The following is a 21,623-nucleotide window of genomic DNA, read 5'->3' on the forward strand; positions in this document are numbered from 1 at the left end:
CTGGTGGCCCAATCCTGGGGACCAACATCCTTTTAACAAACACACAGTAGAGTATTGACCACATACATTAAAAATAAAGCCAGATTGCGCACATTTTCTGCAATAACCCGACTTTACCCACACATAGTAGCCTGTCACTCCGGGCAGTGGAGTGCAGACCCTGACTATCGAAACCGATGGACGACCGGTTTAACGATTCTGTTCACGCGCATCCAGCTCAAAGGCTGAATGGAGCGCCCGCACGGCAAGTTCAAGGTAGCGCTCGGCAATAACCACGGCGACCTTGATCTCAGACGTTGAAATCATCTGGATATTGATGTTTTCAGCCGCCAGTGTGTCGAACATTTTGGATGCCACTCCGGCATGGGAGCGCATGCCAACCCCAACGATCGACACCTTGGCAATGTTGGCATCACCCCGGACTTCACGAGCGCCCAGATCGTTACCAACTTCATTCAATACCTTCTTCACCCGCTCAAAATCGTTGCGATGAACAGTAAAAGTGAAGTCTGTGGTATTATCGTCCGCCACGTTCTGGACAATCATATCCACTTCAATGTTTGCGGCACTGACCGGGCCCAGAATGCGACTGGCGACACCGGGAATGTCCGGTACGCCCAGGACGGTCAATTTAGCTTCATCGCGGTTAAAGGCAATGCCTGAAATCACCGGCTGTTCCATTGGCTGTTCTTCCTCCAGCGTGATCAAAGTGCCCGGACCATCGACGAAACTCGACAATACCCGCAGCGGAACGTTGTACTTGCCAGCAAATTCAACCGAACGGATCTGTAGCACTTTAGATCCCTGGCTGGCCATTTCCAGCATTTCTTCGAAGGTGATCTTGTCGAGTCGACGGGCGCTGTCGACCACTCGGGGGTCAGTGGTATAGACGCCATCGACATCGGTATAAATCTGGCACTCGTCGGCCTTTAACGAAGCCGCCAGCGCCACCGCCGTAGTATCGGAGCCGCCACGACCCAGTGTCGTCGTATTACCCAGCTCATCGACACCCTGGAAACCGGCAACGACCACGACCCGCCCGGTCTTCAGATCATTCTGTATCGCTTCGACATCGATGTGCTTAATGCGCGCCTTGGTGTGCGCGCTGTCAGTGACAATACGCACCTGATCACCGGTGTAGGACCGGGCCGAACAGCCACGTTTCTGCAACGCCATACACAACAGGGCAATGGTAACCTGCTCACCGGTCGAGACCAGAACATCCATTTCCCGTGGGTTGGGCTGATCGGTAATGTCTGCCGCCAGCGACAGCAGACGATTGGTCTCACCACTCATGGCAGACACCACCACAACGACATCGTGGCCATTATCGCAAAATGATTTCACTTTATCAGCGACATGTTCAATCCGGTCGGTCGTGCCAACCGAAGTACCACCGTATTTTTGAACGTACAGAGCCATGGGACCCGTTCCGAAACATTAGCTGTGTTAAACAGGATAAACCGCACCCTGCCCCTATTACCGGCTTCCAGGGCAAACTGCTCCCGCAAGCCGGTGGTTGTTGTACTTTGTCAGATCAGGCGTTCAGTAACCCAGGGCACCACGGTAGCCAGCGCGGCTGCCAGGTGTTCGGGCTGATTGCCACCGGCCATGGCCATATCCGGTTTGCCGCCACCTTTACCGCCGACCTGACCGGCAACGTGATTCACCAGATCACCCGCCTTGATCTTGCCGAGGGTGTCTTTGGTCACACCGGCAGCAATCTGGACTTTGGCACCGTCTTTGACCGCCAACACGATAACGGCCGAACCCAGCTTGTCCTTGAGCTGATCCATGGTGGAACGCAGGGTTTTCGCATCAGCCCCATCCAACTCAGCTGACAACACTCTGACACCATTGATGGTCTCGGCGCTGGCCGCCAAATCGCTGCCCGCAGCAGAAGCCAGCTTGTTGCTCGCCTGCTCAAGATGTTTCTCAAGCTCACGAATGCGCTGCTGCGCCTGCTGAGTACGGTCGATCAACTGATCCGGAGCGCACTTGAGCGTCGCGGCCAGTTGCTGTAACAAAGCATCCTGCTGCTGCATGCTGGCCAGCGCATAAGGGCCGGTAACCGCCTCGATGCGACGCACACCGGAAGCAATGCCACTTTCAGAGACAATGCGAAACAAGCCAATATCGCCAGTGCGGCTGACGTGTGTACCGCCACACAACTCCATGGAGAAGCCTTCGGTACCCATGCTCAGCACCCGAACTTCGTTATCGTACTTCTCACCAAACAGGGCCATCGCACCCGCTGCCTTGGCCGCTTCAATGCTCATCAACTCGGTCTGTACCGGCGTGTTAGCCAGGATTTGCTCGTTGACCCGCTGTTCAATAGCGGTGATCTGCTCGGCGGTCACTGGCTCCAGGTTGGAAAAGTCGAATCGCAGCTTATCGAACGTGACCAGCGAGCCTTTTTGCTGAACGTGCTCACCCAAAATCTCGCGCAAAGCGGCATGCAACAGATGAGTTGCACTGTGGTGGCGGGCAGTATTACTGCGCTCCTCGCGGGCCACGGTGCCCTGCAAACGATCACCTACACTGACATTACCTTGCAGAATCTCTGCGTGATGCAAATGATGACCTTGAAGTTTGGTGCATTCGTTGACGGTAATGACCACACCCTCAGCGCTGAGCTGGCCGTGATCCCCCGCTTGCCCACCGGACTCGCCATAAAAGGGTGTCTGATCCAGGATCACGATGCCCGTTTCTCCAGCCTCCAACTGCTCAACCGCTTCGTTGTTCCGCAGCAGAGCTACAACCTGGCCTTCGCCCAGCAGGGATTCGTAACCAAGAAACCGGGTCTGGCCTGAAAGACCAAGATCAAGATTACGATCCATTTTAAACTTATTGGCCGACCGGGCGCGATCACGCTGGGCTTCCATTTGTGCATCGAAGCCCGCCTGGTCAATTTCCAAACCTCGTTCGCGGGCAACGTCGGCCGTTAAGTCGGCCGGGAAACCATAGGTGTCGTAGAGTCTGAACACCAGTTCACCAGGCAACACCTTGCCATCAAGCGCTGCAATGCCCTCTTCAAGCACCTGCATGCCGTGATCCAGCGTCCGGGCAAATTGCTCTTCTTCCAGACGCAGAACTTTTTTGACGTGATCTTTCAGTGTGATCAGCTCAGGATAAGCCTCACCCATTTCGGCGGCCAATGCATCCACCAGGCGGAAAAAGAACGCCTCGGTCTGACCCAGTTTGTGACCATGTCGTATGGCGCGCCGAATGATACGCCGCAAAACATAACCCCGCCCCTCATTGGACGGCACAATACCATCGACGATCAAAAAGGCGCTGGAACGAATGTGGTCGGCAATAACGCGCAACGACCGGTTTTCAAGGTCGCTGCACCCGGTCACGTCCATCGTTGCCCGGATCAGCTGTTGAAACAGGTCAATCTCATAATTCGAATGCACTGACTGCAGCACCGCCGCCAGTCGCTCAAGGCCCATGCCCGTATCAACAGAAGGCTTTGGCAGCGCAACCCGGGTACCGTCTTCAAGTTGGTCATACTGCATGAAGACCAGATTCCAGATCTCGATATAGCGGTCCAGATCATCGTCCGGGCTGCCCGGAGGGCCACCGGGAACATCGGGGCCGTGATCGTAAAATATCTCTGAGCAAGGGCCGCAAGGGCCAGTATCTCCCATCATCCAGAAGTTGTCTTTTTCACCCAGCCGGGACAAACGCTCCGCTGGCACGCCGATTTCGTTGATCCAGATATCAGCGGCTTCATCGTCGTCGTGAAATACCGTCACCCAGAGGCGTTCTTTGGGAAGACCCAGCTCTTCGGTCAGGAATGTCCAGGCAAAACGAATGGCATCCCGTTTGAAATAGTCACCGAAACTGAAGTTGCCCAGCATCTCAAAAAAGGTGTGGTGGCGGGCTGTGTAACCGACATTTTCCAGATCATTGTGTTTGCCGCCAGCGCGGACGCACCGTTGTGAGGTGGTTGCCCGCTTATAGTCACGCTTGTCGGCCCCCAGAAAGACATCTTTAAACTGCACCATTCCCGCATTGGTAAACAACAGCGTTGGGTCATTGCCCGGAATCAAAGGTGCACTGTCGACTTCGCTGTGGCCCTGGCTGACAAAATAATCCAAGAAGCGTCGGCGTATTTCAGAGGTTTTCATGGTCGGTCTGACGTCCTGTTCCACACGTGAATAAGCTACGGTCTGGGGTGGGGTTTATCCCGAAAAAAGCAACAAAGACCCGGTTTCGCGGTGCGCCAACCGGGTGGATGCTTTCAGTGTACAACCCAAGATTACTGCCAGAACCCAAGGAGGCTTTTCGGCAGGAGTTTAAAGGGCGCAATAGTACACAGATGCCGTGGATGACACCAGTAGGGACACTGTCAGGCAGGCCATTGGGGAAATTGGTCGTTAAAAACCATGAAAGACTTAACAGGAGAACAAAAGATGCCTACATCAGGCTGAGGGAAAACCCGGGTGGCTGCGAGGCTGACTTCACAGGTGTCAGGACAACCGATCATCTCGGTGTTCGTGCTGCAGGGTATCAAGCGTATAACGCACCTGGTCGCCGGTGAACCCGCGATACGCCAGAAAACGGGCAATGCGCGCTTTGATTTTCAGGTCAGACGGGTCGGATGAGCCCAGCTTGCGCCGGGCCGCCTCAAGCGCTAACTGAAACCAGTCTATATCCCAGTCGTCGAGTAATGGCCCGACCTGATCTGCGACGCCTTTCTGGCGGGCTTCATGCATTACCCGCACCGGGCCACGCGATCGATTGATCTGGGAACGCAGAAACGCCTCAGCAAAGCGTTCATCGTTCTGCAGGCCGGTATCGATCAGCCGTAACAGTGCGGATTCCACCGCTTCAGCTTGCTCCGGAAACCGCTCACGCAACCGGGTGCGCAATTCGGCCTGGCTATATTCCCTTCTCGCCAGCATGTTGAGCGCCGTGTTCCAGGGAGTCTTTTCGGTCATGCTCAATGCCACCCGGGGCTCGCATCAGCGAGCCCGATAGACAGATTGCGGAGGTACACGCTGATCACTGGATCAGACTTCTGCCTTACCCTTTTTGGCTGGCACTGGGGCATCAGAAGAGCTCGCCTCGGCCACTTCACCCTCGGGTTTGGTTGCTTCTTCCTTGGGCGCATTACTGACCAGGTAAGCATCCCGGATCTTGCCTTCAATGATCTTGGCAGTCTCCAGATTGTCTTCAAGAAATTTGGCAGCGTTCGCTTTGCCCTGACCGATCTTGTCACCCTGATAGCTGTACCAGGCACCGGCTTTCTCGATCAGCCCCAGCTTGACGCCCAGGTCAATCACCTCACCCATGTGGTAGATGCCCTTGCCGTAGTGAATCTGGAACTCGGCTTGCTTGAAAGGCGGCGCAATCTTGTTCTTGACGACTTTGACCCGGGTTTCAGAACCGACCACTTCATCGCCTTCCTTGATCGTACCGGTGCGGCGAATATCGAGACGCACAGAGGAATAGAACTTCAGTGCGTTACCACCGGTCGTTGTTTCGGGGCTGCCGAACATTACACCGATCTTCATGCGAATCTGGTTAATAAAGATGACCAGGCAGTTGGCAGTTTTGATGTTACCGGTGATCTTGCGCAATGCCTGAGACATCAGACGGGCCTGCAGACCCACGTGCATATCACCCATTTCGCCTTCAATTTCAGCCTTGGGTACCAGGGCCGCAACGGAGTCAATGACGATCACGTCGACCGCATTCGACCGGACCAGCATATCGGTAATTTCCAGAGCCTGTTCACCGGTATCTGGCTGGGACACCAGCAGATCGTCGACATTGACGCCCAGTTTATTGGCGTAGGAAGGGTCCAGTGCATGTTCGGCGTCGACAAAGGCACAGGTTCCGCCCGCTTTTTGAGCCTCGGCGATAACCTGCAATGTCAGCGTGGTTTTACCGGAAGATTCCGGCCCGTAAATTTCGACTACGCGGCCTTTGGGCAAACCACCAATGCCTAACGCAATGTCCAGCCCCAGAGAGCCAGTTGAAATAGCCGGCATCTGGATGTTTTTCTGATCCCCCATCCGCATAACCGAGCCTTTGCCAAACTGACGCTCAATCTGGCTGAGTGCTGCCGTTAGCGCTTTTTCTTTATTCGCGTCCATGGTGTTCTCCAATCAAAAGCCTGTATGAATGACCAGTATTCTTACACAGGGTAACTAGCAATGACAAGCCGGTCAGTCCGATTAATTCAAAGTCTTTGTTGCAGGCCCCGCAGCGCCTGCAATGTAGCCTGAGTGCGCACTTGCGTACGGTCACCGTCAAGGTGAAACACCTCGGCGTCAACCCCCCCGGGCCATGCCCAGGCTATCCAGACGGTGCCCACCGGCTTATCGGGGCTGCCACCCGCAGGGCCAGCAACCCCGGTCACCGCCACGGCGATGTCGACATCGGCCCGCAACCGCCCTTGTTCGGCCATCGCCCGGGCAACCGGCTCACTCACAGCCCCGTGCCGGTCAATAGCCTCGGCTGGCACCCCTAACTGCAGCTTTAGAGCATTCGAGTAGGTGATCCAGCCGCCCTCATACCAGTCGGAGCTGCCAGCACGATCGGTGATCAGGCTACCAATAGCGCCACCGGTGCAGCTTTCTACCGTCACCATGCGCCACCCCGATGATGTAAGACGGTGCGCCAGCGTTTCGACCAGATCCGCCCCGGTTAGCATTTCTGAAGGTGTCATGCATTTCATCCTGTGTGTGATTCGAATACCATGGGCGGTCGATTTCAAGCCAGCCAACAAGCCGACCCTATGCCGCCTATCAGTGCCAGTAAAATGCAACACACCCCCATGATGCAACAATACCTGCAGATTAAGCAGGCACACCCGAATGATCTGGTGTTCTATCGCATGGGGGATTTTTACGAGCTGTTTTATCAGGATGCCAAGCAGGCCTCACGCCTGCTGGACATCACCCTCACCCAGCGCGGGCATAGCGCCGGTGAACCCATTCCCATGGCCGGCATTCCCTACCACGCCGCCGAAGGCTACATCGGCCGCCTGGTGCGCCAGGGTCATACCGTTGCCATTGCTGAACAGATTGGTGACCCCAGCGCGAGCAAAGGGCCGGTGGAGCGCAAGGTGGTGCGGGTACTCACGCCCGGCACCCTGAGTGACGAAGCCTTCCTCAGTGACCGGCAAGAGAGTCTGCTGGTAGCCGTCTGGCCTGGCAAGGATGATTATGGCCTGGCCGCGCTGGACATGGCCTCGGGCCGGTTCACCGTTCAGTTGCTGTCAGACCGGGAAGCGCTGAGCGCCGAGCTGGAACGACTGCGCCCCAGCGAACTGCTGTTGCCGGAAGATCACCCGGCACCCGACCTTACCACCCGCACCGCCATCCGCCACCAACCCGTCTGGCTGTTTGATCTGGACAGCGCCCGACAAGCATTGACCCAGCAAATGGGCACCCGGGATCTGAGCGGATTTGGGGTTGAAGACATGCCACTGGCTCTACAGGCAGCCGGTTGCCTGCTCAATTACGCCAGCGACACCCAAAAAAGCGCCCTGCCCCACATTCGCGCCATCGTCCCGGAACGCCAGGACGAAGCGGTTATTCTCGATGCAGCCTCACGCCGTAACCTGGAGATCGACATCAATGTGCGCGGCGAGGAAGACAACACCCTGTTCCAGCTAATGGATCACTGCGCCACTACCATGGGCAGCCGGTTGTTGCGTCGCTGGCTGGGACGCCCCTTGCGTGACCGAACAGAGCTGCAGCACCGTCACCATGGCGTGACCACTTTGCTGACTGACTTTGTTTTTGAAGAGGTTAAGTCGGCACTGAAACCGATTGGAGACATTGAACGAGTATTGTCGCGCATTGCACTGGGATCCGCCCGCCCCCGCGACCTGATCCGCCTGCGCAGCACCCTGGCACAGCTGCCTGATCTGCAACGACTGGTGACCCCGCTGGACTCACCCCGGCTGCAACAGCTGCGCGAAGACCTGCGGGAACAGCCGATCTGGCTGGATACCCTGCAACGCGCCCTGGTCGACAACCCACCCGTGGTGATTCGCGACGGTGGCGTCATCGCGCCAGGCTTTGACGAAGAACTGGACGAGCTGCGCGGACTCGACACCAACGCCAGTGACTTTCTGGTCCAGCTGGAAACCCGCGAACGTGAGCGTACCGGCCTCAGCACGCTCAAAGTTGGCTATAACAGGGTGCACGGCTACTACATCGAGATCAGCAAGGCGCAGTCAGCCCAGGCACCGGTCGATTACAGCCGGCGCCAGACACTGAAAAACGCCGAACGGTTCATCACCCCGGAACTCAAGCAATTTGAAGACAAGGCGCTCAGTGCCAAGAGCCGTGCCCTGAGCCGCGAGAAATATCTGTATGAGCAACTGGTACTGTCGCTGGCTGAAGACTTGCTCACCCTGCAACAGCTGGGGCGCGCCCTGGCCCAGCTGGATACACTGATGGCCCTGGCCTCCTGTGCCGACCGCTATCAATGGGCCGCCCCAACCCTGACCAGCGAAGCCGAACTGGTTATCAAAGAAGGTCGCCACCCGGTGGTCGAGGCCGTTACCGAAACGCCCTTTGTGCCCAACGACCTGGAACTGAACAGCGACATCACCCTCAAGGTGATCACCGGACCGAACATGGGCGGTAAAAGCACCTATATGCGCCAGGCCGCCGTCATCGCGTTGCTTGCTCATATCGGCAGCTTTGTGCCCGCCCGCGAAGCCCGTATTGGCAAGCTGGACCGAATTTTTACCCGTATGGGGTCATCCGACGACATCGCTGGCGGCCGCTCCACCTTTATGGTGGAAATGACCGAAACCGCCAACATTCTGCACAATGCCACGCCCAACAGCCTGGTGATCATGGATGAAGTCGGACGCGGCACCAGCACCTTTGATGGCCTGTCGCTGGCCTGGGCCGCTGCCGAGCACCTGGTGCAAAAAACCCATGCTCTGACACTGTTCGCGACTCACTATTTTGAAATGACCGCCCTGCCCGAACACAACCCCCAGGCCAGCAACCTGCATCTGGACGCCACCGAACACGACGATAAACTGGTCTTTCTGCATCGTGTTCAGGCCGGACCAGCGAGTCAGAGCTTCGGTATTCAGGTGGCACGACTGGCTGGCGTGCCGGACATCGTCATCGCCAGTGCCCGCGCCAAGCTGAGCGATCTGGAGCGCGCGCCCATGCCATCCCGAACAGAACGCGCCTCAACCAGTGCAGGCAACCCGGCACCGGCGCCGCTGCAGAATGACCTATTCGCCGCAGAGACTCACCCATTGGTTGAGGCACTGCAGCAACTGGACCTCAGCCAGATGACGCCGCTACAAGCACTGAACTGGCTGGCCGAGCAACAGGAAACACGGTAAGCTGCACGTTTTAGAGCCTTTAAAGCCTAAAAACTAAATTTATATTCTAATTGGCTATAAAGCCTTGGGTAATTGGTCTTAGATCTCACTTGAGGGGGTCCGAACCTGCCACTAGAATACGCACACACTCAGCATCAGGTATTGGGAGAAGGGCCCGATGACATTCGTTGTTCTCGAGAACTGCATCAAGTGCAAATACACCGACTGCGTGGAAGTCTGCCCGGTGGATTGCTTCTACGAAGGCCCGAACTTTCTGGTCATTCATCCGGACGAGTGCATTGATTGCGCCCTGTGTGAACCTGAATGCCCGGCCGAGGCCATTTTATCGGAAGATGAAGTGCCGGAAGATCAGATTGAATTTGTTGAACTGAACGCCGAACTGGCTGAAGTCTGGCCAAACATCACCGAACGCAAAGACCCGCCCGCCGATGCCGACGAGCAAAATGGTGTTCCCGGAAAACGAGCAGCTCTGGCCCGTTGAACTCGATATTAGCTCATAAAAAAAGCGCCTTCAGGCGCTTTTTTTATGAGCAGAATTCCTCAGCAAGGCGGTGCAGTCTGGCTACAGCTTCATGCAATAACCTTACTCACCAAATAAAGCCGTCGCAGACAACCCCTGCTTTTCCATGATGTCACGCAACCGACGCAAGGCTTCTACCTGAATCTGCCGCACACGCTCACGGGTCAGGCCGATTTCGCGCCCAACTTCTTCAAGGGTGCTGGTCTCAAAACCGCGTAGCCCGAACCGACGTGCAACCACTTCCCGCTGTTTTTCGGACAGCTCATCCAGCCAGTGATCGATACTGAGCCGCAGATTATCGTCTTGCAGTGACTCGGACGGGTCGACCGATTTTTCATCGGCAATGGTATCCAAAAGATTTTTCTCGGAAGACGGCCCCAGAGGGGTATCAACCGACGTAACGCGTTCGTTTAGCGCCAACATGCGCTTCACATCTTCAATCGGCCGTTCCAGCAGGTCGGCGATGTCTTCTGCAGTCGGCTCGTGATCCAGCTTTTGCGTCAGTTCACGGGCGGCGCGCAAATAGACATTCAGTTCTTTGACCACGTGAATGGGCAAGCGAATAGTGCGCGTCTGATTCATGATGGCGCGCTCTATGGTCTGGCGTATCCACCAGGTGGCATAGGTTGAAAAACGGAAGCCCCGCTCAGGGTCGAACTTTTCAACCGCCCGAATCAACCCAAGGTTCCCCTCTTCAATCAGATCCAACAGGGTCAGACCCCGATTCAGGTAGCGTCGTGCAATTTTGACCACCAGCCTCAGGTTGCTTTCAATCATCCGCTTGCGGCCCGCCGGTTCGCCTTTCTGGGCCAACCGGGCAAAATAGACTTCTTCTTCGGGACTGAGCAGTGGCGAAAAACCGATCTCATTCAGATACATTTGCGTCGCATCGAGCGATCGCTGCATGCCGCTCAAATTGTTAACGGCATCTCGAAATTCGGAGTCGGTATCGCTTTCGTAATTGAGTTCCGAGGGATCGCCCGCCTCTGCTTTTTCAGCAGCGCTGACCTCCTCGTTGGGAGTATCCAGTAGGTTGGTATAGGGAGTGAAGGTATCATCCGCAATGTCGGAGCTGAGTTCCCGGAGTGCTGCCATAGTCGTTCACCTGTGCGATATAGGGCATATACCCTGTGGCCGGAATGTACCCGGTTACCGCGGAGGTAAAAACCTCATTGGATCAACCGGTTTACCCTCTTGCCGTATCTCGAAGTGCAGGCTGGGCTGGTCACCCTGCCTGCCCATTCGGGCGATGGCCTGCCCCTGAGTGACCCGATCCTGTTCCGACACCAGCAGTTCCTGGTTAAATGCGTAAGCACTCAGCAGCGAGCCCTGGTGTTCGAGAATAATCAGGTTGCCATAACCAGGCAAACCATTTCCTGCGTAGACAACAGAACCAGTCGCCGCCGCAACCACAGAATCTCCAATCTCACCGGTCAGATCAACGCCTTTACGATCGGACACATTCGAGTCGAATGTTCGCACTATTTTCCCACTGTGCGGCCACACCCAGGATAACTGATGATTACTGGCATTGACTGACGATGATGACGATATCGCTGGCGCAGATGTCGCATTTGTAACGGTTTGAGAAGCTGTGCGATCTGCAGCAAGCCGGGCGGGGGAGGATGATGTCGAGCGCCGGGACGGTGTTTCAGCTGCTGTGGGAGCATCCGCCTCTTTCAACGCCAATCTCTGGCCAGGGTAGATGGTATAACGATGATTGATGTCATTAGCAGCCGCCAATCGCCGGAAATCAAGGCCAAACCGAAACGCGATGGAATAGAGGGTATCACCCCGTCGAACCTGGTATTGGGTGGGCCGCGTCTCTGGGCGAGCATTCGACGCCGCAGCGCTGGCGGGGCGGGACTGAACCACAGGTGACGCGGAGCCACTAGTGGTAGAACGACGCACCCCACTCCCCCCGGTTTCCAGCGAACGATAGGCGCTGCTGGTACAGCCCGCCAGCACCACCAAAGCACATAGGCAAGTCCCGAGAATTGACGCTTTACGGACGTAAATCGTCACACCTGCTTCCTTCGGAAAATAAGATTCATCTACCCCTCAAACGCCGTTCACAATACTGCAATATAGCCCAACCTTAATACAGGGTAATTTATTAGGTGTAATTAATCTAAAAACGGGCAGATCCTGGGTCTGAATCGAGGACTGCTTCATGTTTCTGATTTGACAAGCCTGGAACCGCCCGTTTTCAGACTGAGCAAGGTCACCAGTATTGCACCGGTTACGGCCGCCAACAAAGCACTGTATAGCCAGGATGGCTGGCCAGACAAGCGCACGTAAGTCTCTGGCATTAGCCATTGCTGATCATGCTGCCAGGGCCAGACCTTGATCAACGCACCCATAACAAACCCCAGCATGAACCCCATAACCCGATCGTGCCAGCGCGCCAGCACCCATTGTAAAAACCGGCTGAACACCAGCAAGCCGATGAGGCACCCCAGTGCAACCCAGCCGATGGTGAGCAAATCTCGTTCGTGAACAGCCTCGGTAATGGCCGGATACAGCCCAAGCAGCAACAGTATAAAACTGCCTGATATACCGGGCAGCAACATGGCGGATATCGCCAGCGCACCGCCAAAAACCAGCGTTAGCGGCGTGACTGCCAGCGACATTTCGCCGGCAAACGAAATACCTGCAGCGATGGCAGTGCCAGCCAGGAACAACCCGATATCGACCCGTTGCCAACGGTGACTGGCCAGTAACATTACCAGCGATGCCACAATCAATCCGCAAAAGAATGCCCATAATATTGGCGGCGCGGTGATTAACAGCCACTGAACAAGATTCAAAATACTGAACAGACTAACCAGGATGCCAAGACCCAGGCTGACCAGAAAGGCCCCGTCAATTTCACGCCAGACCGATGCGACCTGGCCTCGCATCAGCTCAATCAGCATACCGGGCCGAAACGATGCCAGCGCGTTGATCAGTCGTTCATAAATGCCGGTGATCAGTGCCATGGTGCCACCTGACACGCCGGGAACGGCATCGGCCGCTCCCATAACTACCCCTTTAAAAAACCAGCTCAATACTGACTTAATCACAGAATGTCTCCTTCTTCATGCCTGTTCATCCTTTTGCAGTCTCCGGGAGTGGTACTGTACTTCTGATCAGAAGGCATCTGTTTCGCCGAGTTGAATACCGGCCAGCATGGGAACAAAACGCACCGCCTCGATTCGGCGCTCGCTGAAATCATCACCCTGGCGTTCCACCACGGTTAGATACTGTTCATCGGTACCCAGTGGCAGAATCAACTGCCCTCCGTCGGGCACCAGTTGATCCAACAGCGCCTGTGGTGCCTTTTCAGGAGCGGCCGTACCAATAATCACATCAAAGGGACCTGCATCAGGCCAGCCGAGAAAGCCGTCATCCAGCTTAAGCCTCACGTTGTAGAGTTTCTGCAATCGCAATCGTTCCCGCGCTTTCAATTGCAGCGGCTTGATGCGTTCTACCGAGTAAACTTCATCAACCAGGTGAGCAAGAACTGAGGTCTGAAAGCCCGATCCGGTGCCAATTTCTAGTATGCGCTCATGGTGGGGAGCAGCGAGTACCAGCTCGCTCATGCGCGCGACAATGTAAGGCTGCGACAGCGTCTGTCCGTAGCCGATGGGAACGGCGATGTCTTCATAAGCCTTATGACCCAGCGCTTCATCCACAAAGATGTGCCGGGGCACTTTCATAAAACAATCCATAACCCGGGGGTTACGGATGCCTTTGGAAAAGAGTCGTTCAATCAAGCGCTGGCGGGTTCGCTGTGAGGTCATGCCGATACCGGTCAGATTCACTGCGGGACCTCCTCGTGCCAGGCCGATACCTCACGCAGTGCTGTGGTGGCGTAACTGCCCGCCGGTAAAAAGAACCTGAACTGCGGATCGGAATCCTGCCAGTCCAAATGGCCCTGCTCCGGATAGACGCGCAACTTGCGCAAACTGCGCTGAATGCGCAGTCGTATCAGAGCTTGTGTCCACTCCGACTGTTGATCCAGCAGAGAGGCCTCGCGCGCATCCAATTGGGCAAAAACTTCGGTTTGTTCTCCCGGCAAGCTGGCGCTGGGCGATAACTGACCCGAAGCCACCCGCGACCACTCACTCTCAGTCGGCTCCAGGCATTCAAAACCGCGCTTACCTTCCTTGAATTGCAGAAAATCCCCCGGTACCAGCTGATTCCAGGTGCCCTGCTCAACGCGTTCAGCCAGCAAGCCATTAAACAAATAGCTGCGCATTGCAGACACATGAATACTTTGCTGCCCCCGCGGCAGGCGCGCTTCGCCACGAATCCACGCCAGGGCCCGACTCAGATTCTGGCCTTGCTCGCCAAACCGCTGGGGACCGAAGTAATTCGGGAAACCCTGCTCAACAACCGTTTGCCAGCGCTGTGTCAGCGCATCTGCATCCCCCTGCCAATCGCGCAACCGAATCACAAAATGGTTGCCGATCAGTTGGCCGGTGCGCAGCTTGCGGCCATGGCGCTGCAGGGCCAGCACCTGCACGCCATCCATAACAAACGGCTCTGACGGATCCGGCTTGCCCGGCAGGTGCAATGAAAAGGTCTGGCGGGTCACGGCATGACGATCTTTCAGCCCGGCATAACTGACATCGCGCGGGGGAATACCAGCCCAGCGTGCCAGCTGCTTCGCAAGCCAGGCGGTATTCTGGCCGGTTTTTTCCAGGGTAACCCACAGATGCTCGCCCTCGCCGGAGGCCGTTTCAGGCAGGGCTTCCTCGACATAAAAGTCAGCAGGTTCGGCTTTCAACTGTCCGGACCCAACCGCCTCACCCCAGGCTCTGGGCCATTCCGGGAGCATCATCAAGGCGCAACCTCCAACAGACAGACAGCCTCAGTGGCAATACCCTCTTTACGACCGGTAAACCCCAGTTTTTCAGTGGTCGTCGCTTTGACGTTCACCTGGCCCGGTTCGCATTGCAGCGTTTCCGCAATGGTCAGCTTCATGGCACCCTTGTAGGCACCCAGGCGGGGTGTCTGGGCAATAACGGTCACATCCAGATTAACCAGCCGGTAGCCCAGATCGGTAATGCGATGGTACACATCGGCGAGCAGCGCCCGGCTGTCGGCACCGGCCCACTGCACATCAGTATCCGGGAACCACTCTCCGATATCACCCAACGCAGCGGCACCCAGCAGCGCATCGGCAATGGCATGCAGCACCACATCGCCATCGGAATGCGCCAGTAACGGATGTTCAGCCGGAACCAGAACCCCGCCCAGTTTAATATCCATGGGACCCGAGTCCGGATCAAACCGGTGTACATCAAAACCATGGCCTATTCGCATGCCCTGCCTCATTGTAATTAGTCGCTATTAAAGATCAGTGTGAATAACGCTCAGTTCGAGCTCAGTCGACCCTGTTGCTTCAGGTAAAACGCCACCAGCGCCAGATCGTCCGGATGCGTTACTTTGATGTTATCGGCAGCGCCGCTGACCAGGCCGACCGGCTCAGCGAGCCATTCCATCGCAGACGCCTCGTCGGTCAGGGCTATGGCTTCGGCCAGGCCGAGTGTCAGTGCCTTGCGCAATACCCCATAGCGAAAACACTGGGGCGTCATCGCTGCCCATAACTGACTGCGATCTACCGTCGACACCCGCCCGGCCTGGTTCCGTTTAATGGTATCGGTTAGCGGGCGCGCCAGCAGCGCTCCCTGACCTTCAGTCTGACAATGAGCAAGCAACGCCAGAATGTCTGTCTGACGAACGCAGGGGCGAGCAATGTCATGCACCATAACCCAGTCATCGTCCGCCACGTTCATTGCCGTCAACCCGGCCAGCACCGAATCGGCGCGCTCCGCCCCACCTTCAACGCAGCGCAACCCCGGGTATCGCCGGGCAAGCTCCTGACCCACCGCATCATCGCCCGATAAAACCAGTAGTCGCTCGCCCTTAAATGGCAGGCCAATCCAAGCATCAAGAGTCCATTCGAGCAGCGTTTTGCCGGCCAGTTGCGTGTACTGTTTAGGGTGAGGCTGGCCAAACCGCTGCCCTGTTCCGGCGGCGGGAAATACCTGGTGCACTCGGGGGTGATGAGTTTCGTTCATAGAGTCCAAAGCACGATGCTGCTGCGATTATTCAGCGGGCATGACGTAGAAAACCTCGCCTGGTTTGACCAGCCCGAGATCACTGCGGCCCAGTTCCTCGACTGCATCCAGACCGGATTTAAGATCGGCAACGCGGGCACTCAATACATCGTTTCGCGCCCGGCGGTCGGCATTGATGCGCTCCTGTGCAGCCACATCGGTTTCCAGGCGGCTGACATCAACCCAGCTGTTTTCGCCCAGCCACCACCGGTACTGCAAAATAACCAGCATAATCAGCAAACCCACTTGCAGCCAGCGCAGCGGATTTTTGCGTTGCAGTTGTGGTACAGCCCTGGCATTCACCGGTCGGGTTCTCTCTGTTTGGCCACGCTATTGTGACGTTGGAAGTCCCCTATCGGGGGAGACGCTTCTATGATGCCCATTGTACAGCTCAGGCGGCATTCTGACCCAAACAAAAAAGGGGGCCAAGCCCCCTTTTGCATTTATGGCTCAATTTTCAGCCATATGGACGTCAGACCAGGGTTAACCCTGGCCTTTAATCTCTTTCAGGCCGTTATAAATCGCCTTGTCACCCAACTCTTCTTCAATGCGCAGTAATTGATTGTATTTGGCAACACGGTCGGAACGGCATAATGAGCCGGTTTTGATCTGCCCAGCGGCGGTACCCACGGCCAGATCCGCAATGGTGGCGTCTTCGGTTTCGCCTGAACGGTGCGAAATAACAGCGGTATAACCGGCATCTTTGGCCATCTTGATGGCTGCTAGTGTTTCTGTCAGTGAACCAATCTGGTTGAATTTGATCAGAATCGAGTTGGCGATGCCCTTGTCGATGCCCTCCTGCAGGATCTTGGTGTTGGTGACGAACAGGTCATCGCCCACCAGCTGAATTTTATCGCCCATCAGGCGGGTCTGGTATGCAAAACCATCCCAGTCAGATTCATCCAGGCCATCTTCGATCGAGACGATGGGGTATTCCTGGGTCAGCTGCTGCAAGTAGTTGGAGAACGCTTCAGAGGTAAAGACCTTGCCTTCGCCCTTAAGGTTGTACTGCCCGTTTTCATAGAACTCGGACGCCGCGCAATCCATCGCCAGAGTGATGTCTTTGCCCAACTGATAGCCTGCCGCTTCCACCGCTTCTTTGATAGCAGCCAGAGCCGCCGCATTGCTCTCCAGGTTCGGCGCAAAGCCCCCTTCATCACCCACAGCGGTGTTTTGGCCTTTGGCACTCAACACTTTCTTCAGGGCGTGAAAAATCTCGGCACCCATGCGCAGCGCTTCGCTGAACGATTTCGCGCCTACCGGCTGCACCATGAATTCCTGAATATCGACGTTGTTGTCAGCATGCTCGCCACCGTTGATGATGTTCATCATCGGTACCGGCAGGCTGTACTGGCCCGGAGTGCCATTCAGATCGGCGATATGGACATACAGCTCCACACCCTTGGACAACGCAGCGGCTTTGGCGGCCGCCAGAGACACGGCCAAAATGGCATTGGCGCCAAAGTTTGATTTATTTTCAGTGCCATCCAGTGTGATCATGGTGGTATCAAGACCCGACTGATTCAGCGCATCGAAGCCGAGCAGTGCATCGCGAATCGGACCGTTGATGGCCGCAACCGCTTTCAGCACGCCCTTGCCCAGATAACGGCTTTTATCGCCATCACGCAGTTCCAGCGCCTCGCGCGAGCCGGTAGAGGCACCGGACGGCGCGCAGGCACGGCCACGTAGGCCGCCTTCAACAATAACGTCCGCCTCAACGGTCGGATTGCCGCGTGAATCGAGCACTTCGCGTGCTTTGATGTCTAGAATCTTGGCCATCTGTGACTCTCCTGATTGTTCAATAAGCCGTGTTGTGGCGCCCGAGCCCTACTGACTGCACTGCCACACCGGCTTTTCAGCTGTGGCAAGGCCCAAGTCTCGACCGCTCAAAATGTAGTTTTATTACAAAACGGGCAGCGCCGGATTATAGGGGAAAAACCCCTAAATGCCACCCCTGATCAACCAGTATCACTTCTCCATGGCGCGCACAGCGCCGATGAAACCACTGAACAAACCGTGACCATCACGGGGTGTAGAGGTAAATTCAGGGTGAAACTGGCACGCCACAAACCAGGGATGATCGGGCGCTTCGATGATCTCGACCAGGGCCCCGTCGACTGAGCGTCCGGCGATGATCAGGCCCGATTTTTGTAAGTCTTCTACATAATGATTGTTCACTTCATAGCGATGACGGTGCCGTTCGACGATACGTGGCTTGCCGTAGCAGGCAGCCGACCGGGTGCCTTCGGTCAACATGCACTCTTGCCCACCCAGGCGCATGGTGCCGCCGAGATCGGTTTTATCGTCTCGCTCAACTTTCTTGCCGTCGGCTTCGATCCATTCAGTAATCAGCCCGACTACGGGGTGACGGGTCTGGCGATCAAATTCGGTAGAGTGAGCGCCGTCAAAGCCAGCAACGTTGCGGGCGTACTCAATCACCGCCACCTGCATACCCAGGCAAATGCCCAGATAGGGAATTTTGTTTTCACGGGCGTAACGCGCCGTCGCAATCTTGCCTTCCACACCCCGGTAGCCGAAGCCACCCGGCACCAGTAAGCCCTGAACACCCGCCAGGCAGTCAGTGCCCTGTTTTTCAACGTCTTCGGCATCAATAAAGCGAATCTTGACCTTGGTTCGCGACCGAATGCCAGCGTGATCAATGGCTTCGATCAGCGATTTGTAGGCGTCGAGCAGCTCCATGTACTTCCCGACCATGGCGATGGTGACTTCACCGTCCGGGCTCATTTTCCGGTCAGTGACGTCTTCCCAGTCGTCCAGATTGGGCTGCGGGCAATCGAGCCCAAATTTCTCGACGACGATATCGTCCAGCCCGGACCGGTGCAGCATGCCGGGAATCCGATAAATGGTATCCGCATCCGGCAACGGAATAACGGCGCGCTCTTCCACGTTGGTAAACAGGGATATTTTGCGCAGCTCACTCTTGCCGATAGGCCGCTCAGAGCGACACACCAGAATATCGGGTTGCAAACCAATGGTGCGCAGTTCTTTAACGGAATGCTGGGTGGGCTTGGTTTTCACCTCACCGGCGGTAGCAATGTAGGGTACCAGCGTCAGGTGCATCGACAGCGCGCGACGGCTACCGAGTTCGACCTTCAGTTGCCGCACGGCTTCCAGAAACGGCAGGGATTCAATATCGCCCACGGTGCCACCCACTTCGACCAGGGCAACATCGGCATCACCGGCCCCTTCAATCACACGACGTTTGATTTCATCGGTAATGTGCGGAATAACTTGCACCGTACCGCCCAGATAGTCGCCACGGCGCTCTTTGCGCAGGACATCCTGATAGATTCGGCCGGTGGTGAAGTTGTTGCGACGGGTCATGGTGGTTCGTACGAAGCGTTCGTAGTGGCCAAGGTCGAGATCGGTTTCGGCGCCGTCTTCAGTCACGAAGACCTCACCGTGCTGAAACGGGCTCATGGTACCCGGGTCAACATTGATGTAGGGATCCAGTTTGAGCATGGTCACCGACAGCCCCCGCGCCTGAAGGATGGCGCCCAGCGAGGCCGATGCGATGCCCTTACCCAAAGAAGACACCACACCGCCGGTGACAAAAATGTAACGCGTCATAATAGATCCCATCCGATAGTCGCAAAGTTGGTCTGCCGCAAAAAATCACCCACCACAACGCAAAAGCCCGCCCATTGGCGTTTTGACTGGCCACGAGACGTGTTGCGGGTGTGGGAATTTGTGCGACTTAAGATGGGAGGCCAGATTAGCAAAAAAGCCCCTCTGCCTCAATCTTTAATCTACGCCATCGTCGCTTTGCGACCGATTCGATGTTGGCAGCCTGGAGGGCTGCCAGTCCACAGCCCAACCCGGCTCTGCGGGGTTCGCCTGCCAGCCCACATCGATCGCCAGATTGGCGACCGCAACCAGCTGGTCGCCGGCAAATAACAACGGAACCCGATCACGCTGCCAGGGTGGTAGCCGGTATTCCTGCAACAACCGTTTCAAATCCCGGCGCGCCGAGCGCCCGGCTGGCCACAGCGATTCACCGCCTTGGCGAAGTTGCCAGCGCCAGGTCGCTGGCTCGCCCCGAATTCGCCCGGGCCCGTCACCGACGTGTCGTACCCGCAGCCAGCCAACGCCTGGCCAGTGTTGCCAGTCTTCACTGACATCGCCGGGGGGCGACGACAGCTCCTCGGTGTTGGGTACCCAATACAGAGCGGTTCGAAAGCGGCGGACTGACCCGTTGCCAAAGGTGACCTCAGGCTGGGCATCCACCCGGGCATTAACCACCTCGCTGACGATGCGCTGAAGCGCCGTTTCACTGGGCGACCTGACATTTTGCCGGTACAGCCAACGGTGGATCAGCGCCTGAACCTGTTCCGCTGGCCAGTCGTCCATTTGCACGACCTTCAGAGCGCCATCATGCGCCAGGCGCCGCTCAAGCTCACCATCCAGCTGGCGATGCTGCTGCCGGGCGGCCTGGTCCAGATGCCCCAGTGATCGGGCCAGGGTCTGGCGGTATTGCGGCCAGCGCGAGGCAATCAGCGGCAATACTTCCTGGCGCAAGAAGTTGCGGTCAAAGCGAACATCGTCATTGCTGTCATCTTCGATCCAGTGCAAGCCCAACTGATTGGCCCGAGCTTCGATTTGTTCACGGGATGTCGTCAGCAACGGACGCAACAGGTAGCGGTCTTCGCGGCTGACTTCATCGGCCATCGCCGACAGACCAGTCAAGCCACTGCCTCGTAGCAGGCGCAGCAGAAAGGTTTCAAGCTGATCATCCAGATGATGCCCCAGCCAGAGGCTATGACCTGGCGGCACCTGATGGAGGAAGATGCGATAGCGCTCCTGCCGGGCTGCCGCTTCCAGGCCGTCCCCGCTCGCCGTTACTTCAACCGGGTACGCCTCGAACCCACAACCCAGCTGCCGGCATTGCTGCTCACAATGAGCTTGCCAGGCTCCGGCCCTAGGGCTGAGACCGTGATTAACGTGTACCGCAACCACGTCACTGGCGGGAAGTCGGGCACAGAGTTCGTGCAATACCAGATGGGAATCCACCCCACCGCTGTAGCCAACAAAGACCGGGCGCAGGGCGTGCTCGGCTAACCAGTCATCGAAGCGGTGGAAGGTGGGGTATTCAGGTTGGGTCATGCAATACCCGCTTCGTCGGCCAGGCCCCAGCGATAGCGCAATTTCTCACGATCCCCGCGACGCCACAGCTCGGTTCCACGGGGTACCGCAACCCGCTCCACAAACTGAGCCCCGATGCGTTCACAGGTGCGTACCGAGGCTAAGTTGTCGGGGTTGCAGGTGATCCAGAGTTCTTTCATGCCATGGTCGAGAGCGACGGTTCGAATCAGCTCACAGGCTTTGGCCGCATAGTGGTGCCCGCGAAAGGGGCGATCGATGCCATAGCCAACCTGACCGGCATAGGTCACCAGAGCCGGGCTATTGCCAACTCGCAAGTCAATCTGACCGATCAGGGTGCCATCGTGCAGGACCACGTCAAACAGGTAGGCGGGCGCCCTTTCAAGCGCACGCTCGCCCTCCAGATATCGATTCAACAGCAATGCGATGTCATCTGAGACCAAAGGATCGTAGTGTCGAAACGCAAAGGAGTAAGCCGCCGTCATCAGTTTCTGCCACGCTGGGAGCTCTGTCATCCGGGCTTTGGCGA

Annotated in this window: 20 protein-coding genes; 3 read left to right on the top strand and 17 right to left on the bottom strand. The window is 56.7% G+C overall.

Translation table 11 applies throughout. From position 1 onward, the window contains the following. Positions 1-189: 189 nt before the first annotated feature. From WEB54_RS14780 to WEB54_RS14800, 5 genes are all read right to left on the bottom strand, one after another. Positions 190-1,422: an aspartate kinase gene (locus WEB54_RS14780; protein ID WP_368053476.1), complete on the bottom strand. Its 1,233-nt coding sequence runs from the start codon at positions 1,420-1,422 to the stop codon at positions 190-192. 110 nt (positions 1,423-1,532) lie between these two features. Then, positions 1,533-4,136, bottom strand: a complete 2,604-nt coding sequence (alaS, locus tag WEB54_RS14785; RefSeq protein ID WP_368053474.1) for an alanine--tRNA ligase — start codon at positions 4,134-4,136, stop codon at positions 1,533-1,535. A gap of 342 nt (positions 4,137-4,478) precedes the next feature. Next, entirely contained in the window at positions 4,479-4,949 is a 471-nt protein-coding gene (locus tag WEB54_RS14790) for a regulatory protein RecX (RefSeq protein WP_368053472.1), read from the bottom strand. A gap of 72 nt (positions 4,950-5,021) precedes the next feature. Further along, a complete protein-coding gene (gene recA, locus WEB54_RS14795) occupies positions 5,022-6,110 on the bottom strand; it encodes a recombinase RecA (protein WP_368053470.1) in 1,089 nt (362 codons plus the stop codon). 86 nt (positions 6,111-6,196) lie between these two features. Further along, complete coding sequence (locus WEB54_RS14800; protein WP_368053468.1) at positions 6,197-6,685, bottom strand: CinA family protein; 489 nt, start codon at positions 6,683-6,685, stop codon at positions 6,197-6,199. A 69-nt stretch (positions 6,686-6,754) separates the two neighbouring features. Here WEB54_RS14800 and mutS point away from each other — a divergent pair, with 69 nt between their 5' ends. Together mutS and fdxA are read left to right on the top strand one after the other, a co-directional pair. Next, positions 6,755-9,343, top strand: coding sequence for a DNA mismatch repair protein MutS (gene mutS, locus WEB54_RS14805; RefSeq protein ID WP_368056552.1), 2,589 nt, complete (start codon positions 6,755-6,757; stop codon positions 9,341-9,343). A 157-nt stretch (positions 9,344-9,500) separates the two neighbouring features. Further along, complete coding sequence (gene fdxA / locus WEB54_RS14810) at positions 9,501-9,824, top strand: ferredoxin FdxA (RefSeq protein ID WP_127554848.1); 324 nt, start codon at positions 9,501-9,503, stop codon at positions 9,822-9,824. Positions 9,825-9,926: 102 nt separating this feature from the next. Here fdxA and rpoS read toward each other — a convergent pair whose 3' ends face one another. After that, on the bottom strand, positions 9,927-10,958 hold the full coding sequence (gene rpoS / locus WEB54_RS14815; protein WP_368053464.1) for an RNA polymerase sigma factor RpoS: 1,032 nt from the start codon (positions 10,956-10,958) through the stop codon (positions 9,927-9,929). Between the two features lie 54 nt (positions 10,959-11,012). Further along, a complete protein-coding gene (locus tag WEB54_RS14820) occupies positions 11,013-11,639 on the bottom strand; it encodes a peptidoglycan DD-metalloendopeptidase family protein (RefSeq protein ID WP_368056554.1) in 627 nt (208 codons plus the stop codon). Here WEB54_RS14820 and WEB54_RS14825 point away from each other — a divergent pair. Next, entirely contained in the window at positions 11,580-11,744 is a 165-nt protein-coding gene (locus WEB54_RS14825; RefSeq protein ID WP_368056556.1) for a hypothetical protein, read from the top strand. The genes WEB54_RS14820 and WEB54_RS14825 overlap by 60 nt on opposite strands. A 290-nt stretch (positions 11,745-12,034) precedes the next feature. Here the strand turns inward: WEB54_RS14825 and WEB54_RS14830 are convergent, their stop codons facing one another. The 10 genes from WEB54_RS14830 to WEB54_RS14875 all read right to left on the bottom strand — a co-directional run bounded on the left by WEB54_RS14830 (position 12,035) and on the right by WEB54_RS14875 (position 21,579). Continuing rightward, entirely contained in the window at positions 12,035-12,928 is an 894-nt protein-coding gene (locus WEB54_RS14830; RefSeq protein ID WP_368056523.1) for a DUF368 domain-containing protein, read from the bottom strand. A 66-nt stretch (positions 12,929-12,994) separates the two neighbouring features. Further along, the gene (locus WEB54_RS14835; RefSeq protein ID WP_368053460.1) at positions 12,995-13,669 is read right to left on the bottom strand and encodes a protein-L-isoaspartate(D-aspartate) O-methyltransferase; all 675 of its coding nucleotides are present in this window, start codon (positions 13,667-13,669) and stop codon (positions 12,995-12,997) included. Beyond that, a complete protein-coding gene (gene truD, locus WEB54_RS14840) occupies positions 13,666-14,691 on the bottom strand; it encodes a tRNA pseudouridine(13) synthase TruD (RefSeq protein WP_368053500.1) in 1,026 nt (341 codons plus the stop codon). Before truD ends, WEB54_RS14835 begins: the two co-directional genes overlap by 4 nt. After that, the gene (ispF, locus tag WEB54_RS14845) at positions 14,691-15,176 is read right to left on the bottom strand and encodes a 2-C-methyl-D-erythritol 2,4-cyclodiphosphate synthase (protein ID WP_368056525.1); all 486 of its coding nucleotides are present in this window, start codon (positions 15,174-15,176) and stop codon (positions 14,691-14,693) included. Before ispF ends, truD begins: the two co-directional genes overlap by 1 nt. A gap of 50 nt (positions 15,177-15,226) precedes the next feature. After that, a complete protein-coding gene (gene ispD, locus WEB54_RS14850; protein ID WP_368056527.1) occupies positions 15,227-15,934 on the bottom strand; it encodes a 2-C-methyl-D-erythritol 4-phosphate cytidylyltransferase in 708 nt (235 codons plus the stop codon). A gap of 27 nt (positions 15,935-15,961) precedes the next feature. Next, positions 15,962-16,276, bottom strand: coding sequence for a septum formation initiator family protein (locus WEB54_RS14855; RefSeq protein ID WP_368053454.1), 315 nt, complete (start codon positions 16,274-16,276; stop codon positions 15,962-15,964). 180 nt (positions 16,277-16,456) lie between these two features. Next, on the bottom strand, positions 16,457-17,752 hold the full coding sequence (gene eno, locus WEB54_RS14860; RefSeq protein ID WP_368053452.1) for a phosphopyruvate hydratase: 1,296 nt from the start codon (positions 17,750-17,752) through the stop codon (positions 16,457-16,459). 189 nt (positions 17,753-17,941) lie between these two features. Next, positions 17,942-19,564, bottom strand: a complete 1,623-nt coding sequence (locus WEB54_RS14865; protein WP_368056529.1) for a CTP synthase — start codon at positions 19,562-19,564, stop codon at positions 17,942-17,944. A gap of 174 nt (positions 19,565-19,738) precedes the next feature. Further along, positions 19,739-21,097, bottom strand: coding sequence for a tRNA lysidine(34) synthetase TilS (gene tilS / locus WEB54_RS14870; protein ID WP_368056531.1), 1,359 nt, complete (start codon positions 21,095-21,097; stop codon positions 19,739-19,741). Then, the gene (locus tag WEB54_RS14875) at positions 21,094-21,579 is read right to left on the bottom strand and encodes a GNAT family N-acetyltransferase (protein ID WP_368053446.1); all 486 of its coding nucleotides are present in this window, start codon (positions 21,577-21,579) and stop codon (positions 21,094-21,096) included. The genes tilS and WEB54_RS14875 overlap by 4 nt, the downstream gene beginning before the upstream one ends. Positions 21,580-21,623: the final 44 nt, after the last annotated feature.

The sequence above is a fragment of the Saccharospirillum sp. genome (assembly GCF_040881935.1).
Taxonomy (GTDB): Bacteria; Pseudomonadota; Gammaproteobacteria; order Pseudomonadales; family Natronospirillaceae; genus Saccharospirillum.

Bases quoted from the DNA above. Each gene is read 5' to 3' on its own strand.
- WEB54_RS14800 (WP_368053468.1), bottom strand. From the start codon at position 6,685: ATGACACCTTCAGAAATGCTAACCGGGGCGGATCTGGTCGAAACGCTG.
- WEB54_RS14865 (WP_368056529.1), bottom strand. From the start codon at position 19,564: ATGACGCGTTACATTTTTGTCACCGGCGGTGTGGTGTCTTCTTTGGGT.
- WEB54_RS14790 (WP_368053472.1), bottom strand. From the start codon at position 4,949: ATGACCGAAAAGACTCCCTGGAACACGGCGCTCAACATGCTGGCGAGA.
- mutS (WP_368056552.1), top strand. From the start codon at position 6,755: ATGCCGCCTATCAGTGCCAGTAAAATGCAACACACCCCCATGATGCAA.
- truD (WP_368053500.1), bottom strand. From the start codon at position 14,691: ATGATGCTCCCGGAATGGCCCAGAGCCTGGGGTGAGGCGGTTGGGTCC.
- WEB54_RS14780 (WP_368053476.1), bottom strand. From the start codon at position 1,422: ATGGCTCTGTACGTTCAAAAATACGGTGGTACTTCGGTTGGCACGACC.
- alaS (WP_368053474.1), bottom strand. From the start codon at position 4,136: ATGAAAACCTCTGAAATACGCCGACGCTTCTTGGATTATTTTGTCAGC.
- fdxA (WP_127554848.1), top strand. From the start codon at position 9,501: ATGACATTCGTTGTTCTCGAGAACTGCATCAAGTGCAAATACACCGAC.
- WEB54_RS14875 (WP_368053446.1), bottom strand. From the start codon at position 21,579: ATGACGGCGGCTTACTCCTTTGCGTTTCGACACTACGATCCTTTGGTC.
- ispF (WP_368056525.1), bottom strand. From the start codon at position 15,176: ATGCGAATAGGCCATGGTTTTGATGTACACCGGTTTGATCCGGACTCG.
- tilS (WP_368056531.1), bottom strand. From the start codon at position 21,097: ATGACCCAACCTGAATACCCCACCTTCCACCGCTTCGATGACTGGTTA.
- recA (WP_368053470.1), bottom strand. From the start codon at position 6,110: ATGGACGCGAATAAAGAAAAAGCGCTAACGGCAGCACTCAGCCAGATT.
- WEB54_RS14825 (WP_368056556.1), top strand. From the start codon at position 11,580: ATGATTGATGTCATTAGCAGCCGCCAATCGCCGGAAATCAAGGCCAAA.
- rpoS (WP_368053464.1), bottom strand. From the start codon at position 10,958: ATGGCAGCACTCCGGGAACTCAGCTCCGACATTGCGGATGATACCTTC.
- ispD (WP_368056527.1), bottom strand. From the start codon at position 15,934: ATGAACGAAACTCATCACCCCCGAGTGCACCAGGTATTTCCCGCCGCC.
- eno (WP_368053452.1), bottom strand. From the start codon at position 17,752: ATGGCCAAGATTCTAGACATCAAAGCACGCGAAGTGCTCGATTCACGC.